This window comes from Ruegeria sp. BHSB172 (genome assembly GCF_059613165.1).
Genome location: NZ_JBXWRZ010000083.1, coordinates 1 through 2,986, shown reverse-complemented (window position 1 = coordinate 2,986; position 2,986 = coordinate 1). Strand labels below are relative to the sequence as shown.

General features: G+C 66.9%; 2 protein-coding genes and 1 pseudogene. 2 read left to right on the top strand and 1 reads right to left on the bottom strand.

All coding sequences use genetic code 11. The features are described 5' to 3' along the window. On the top strand, positions 1–1,125 hold a 1,125-nt coding region (locus AC2FM3_RS17790; protein ID WP_496684561.1), incomplete at its 5' end, for a COG4223 family protein. A gap of 10 nt (positions 1,126–1,135) precedes the next feature. Further along, the gene (locus AC2FM3_RS17785; protein WP_496684559.1) at positions 1,136–2,656 is read left to right on the top strand and encodes a heme biosynthesis protein HemY; all 1,521 of its coding nucleotides are present in this window, start codon (positions 1,136–1,138) and stop codon (positions 2,654–2,656) included. Here the strand turns inward: AC2FM3_RS17785 and AC2FM3_RS17780 are convergent. Continuing rightward, a pseudogene (locus AC2FM3_RS17780) lies at positions 2,653–2,986 on the bottom strand (ABC transporter substrate-binding protein); the annotation flags it as partial. The gene AC2FM3_RS17785 and the pseudogene AC2FM3_RS17780 overlap by 4 nt on opposite strands.

The window sequence follows — 2,986 nt, the reverse complement described above, 5'->3', positions numbered from 1 at the left end:
GCCGAAGCCGAAGCCGAAGCCGAAGCCGAAGCCGAAGCCGAAGCCGAAGCCGAAGCCGAAGCCGAAGCCGAAGCCGAAGCCGAAGCCGAAGCCGAAGCCGAAGCCGAAGCCCGATCCCATGACATGCAGGCAGAACCGCCCAAACAGGAAACCACGCCCCAACGCGGTGGATTTCTGCCGGCCTTGATCGGCGGGGTGGTTGCCGCCGCGATCGGTTTTGCCGCCGGGCGCAGTGATTTGCTCTGGCCTGTCGGGTCGGACCCGTCCGAGGCCATTGCGGCGCTCGAGGCCAAGCTGTCCGGTCAGGCCGAGGAACTGGCCGCCTTGGGCAAGCAGCTGGCTGCAGCCCCGGACCCGACCGCCGAGATTGCCGCGCTGAGCGCCAAATTGGCGCCGATCGAAAGCGAGATCTCCACCATCAAATCCAGCCTCGACGCCCTGTCCGGCAAAATCGACCCGCTGGCCGAGCGGGTCGCCAAGCTCGAGGCGCGCCCATTGACCGAGGCGGCGTCGCCCGAAACGGTTGCCGCGGTCGAGGCCGAGCTGAAGAAACTGCAGGACTCTCTGGCCGGCCAACGCGCCGAGGTCGAAAAGATGGTGGCTGACGCCCAGGCGCAGGAAGCGCAGGCCAAGGCTCAGGCACAGGCGGCCGAAAACCTGGCGACGCTGGCCAAGATCCGGGGCCAACTGGACGCAGGTGGCCCGTATTCGGACCTTGTTGCCCAGTTGCAAGCCGGTGGTGTTTCCGTGCCGGATGCCCTTTCGGGACCGGCCGATGACAGCGTGGCCACCCTTGCCGATCTGCGCGATGGCTTCCCGCTCGCCGCCCGCGCGGCGCTGGCCGATGCCCGCGCGGCGGACAAGGGCACGGGCCTGATCGCGTTTCTGCAACGCCAGACCGGGGCGCGCTCGGTCACGCCGAAAGAGGGCAGCGACCCCGACGCCATCCTGTCGCGCGCGCAGGCCGCGATGGGCAAGGGCGATCTGGCGGCGGCCCTTACCGAGCTGGATGCGCTGCCCGAGACCGCGAAACCGGCCATGGCCGAATGGATACAGGCGGCAAAGACCCGGCTGGAGGCCGAGACTGCCGTCAATGCGCTGGTTTCCGGCGTGAACTCGAACTGAAGGGCCTGTCATGCTGTGGTCATTGTTGAAGATCCTTGTTTTTGTCGTGATTGTCGGCCTGCTGGCGATGGGCGCCGGTTACCTGATGGAATCCAGCGGCGGCGTTCAGATCACCGCCCTTGGGCTGGAAATCACGCTTAGCCCGCTGCAGTCGGTCATCGCGCTGGGGGTTCTGGTCTTTGCCGTCTGGCTGGGGCTGAAGCTGTTGGGCCTGCTGATCGCCACGCTGAAATTCATCAATGGTGACGAAACCGCCCTGTCACGCTATTTCGACCGCAGCCGCGAGCAGCGCGGATACCAGGCACTGGCCGACGGGCTGATGGCGCTGGCCTCGGGCGAGGGACGCATCGCGCTGACCAAGGCTCGCAAGGCCGAGAAGCTGCTGAACAAGCCTGAACTAACCAACCTGCTGGTGGCCCAGGCGGCCGAGATGACCGGCGACACGAAAAAGGCGGCCGAGACCTACAAGAAGCTGGTGAGCGATCCGGCGACGCGTTTCGTCGGGGTGCGGGGCATTCTGAAGCAGAAGCTGGCCGAGGGGGACGAGAACACAGCCCGCAAGCTGGCCGAGAAGGCGTTGCAGCTGAAGCCGCGGCACGAAGAAACGCAGGACGTTCTGCTGAACCTGCAGACCAAGGCGCAAGACTGGGCCGGGGCGCGCTCGACCCTGACCGCCAAGCTGAAGGCGGGATACCTGCCGCGCGACGTCTATCGCCGCCGCGACGCGGTGCTGGCCCTGTCCGAGGCCAAGGACATTCTGGACGAGTCCGCCACCGTCGAACAGCAGGAGCGCGCGATTGAGGCCAACCGCCTGTCGCCCGATCTGGTGCCCGCCGCCGCGATGGCCGCGCGGGCCTATATCGCCAAGGGCAAGCCGCGCGCGGCGACCAAAATTCTGAAAAAGGCATGGGAGGCGCAGCCGCATCCCGACCTGGCCCATGCCTTTGCCGAGATCGCCCCGGACGAGACACCCGAAGAGCGGATCAAGCGCTTTGCCACCCTGACCCGCATCCACCCCGACCACCCCGAGACCCGCCTGATCCGCTCCGAGCTGAACATCGTGGCCGAGGATTTCCCCGAAGCCCGCCGTGTGCTGGGCGATCTGGTCGAGAAGGGCGCCGACGCGCGGGCCTATACGCTGATGGCCGCGATCGAACGGGGCGAGGGGGCGTCGGACGCGGTGGTTCAGGGCTGGCTGGCCAAGGCGCTGAACGCGCCGCGCGGGCCGCAATGGGTCTGCGAGAACTGCCACGACATCCATGCCGAATGGGCTCCGGTCTGTTCCACCTGCCACAGCTTCGATACGCTGAGTTGGCAGAGGCCGAAAACGTCCGAGATTGCCACCGCGACCGGCGTTCACATGCTGCCGCTGATCGTGGGTGCGCTCGAGGATCAATCGAACGAGGTCGAGGAGGCCGAGATCGAAGATGCCGAAGCGCCAGAGGTCATCGAACCCGAGCCCGAAGGCGCGGCGGCACCGGACGAAGGCGGCGCAGAGCCGGTTCCTGAGAATACCGGCAAAACCTCCTAGCGGGCGGTTTCCACGTCGAAGGCGTCATTCCACAGGTTGAACAGTTCGGCCCGGCGGTTCGGGTCGCTGGCCACCAGCAGGGCGGGTGACAGGGGAATGAATCGGCGCGCGCTGGGCGCAAGGCCGGTTTCGGCCGCATCCATCCGCGCCACCAACCCCGATCGGGCCAGCAGATCCTGCGCCGTCGGCGACAGCAGGAAATCCAGCAGCCGCTGCCCGCCCGCGCTGTTGCCCGCGTTTCTCGGGATCATGAAGGCGCGGGACAGCACCAGCGTGTAATCCTCGGGCAGGATCACCCCAACCGCGGGGTCCTGCGCGTTGGCCACGTAT

Coding starts and splice junctions, on each gene's coding strand:
- AC2FM3_RS17785 (WP_496684559.1), top strand. CDS start 1,136: ATGCTGTGGTCATTGTTGAAGATCCTTGTTTTTGTCGTGATTGTCGGC.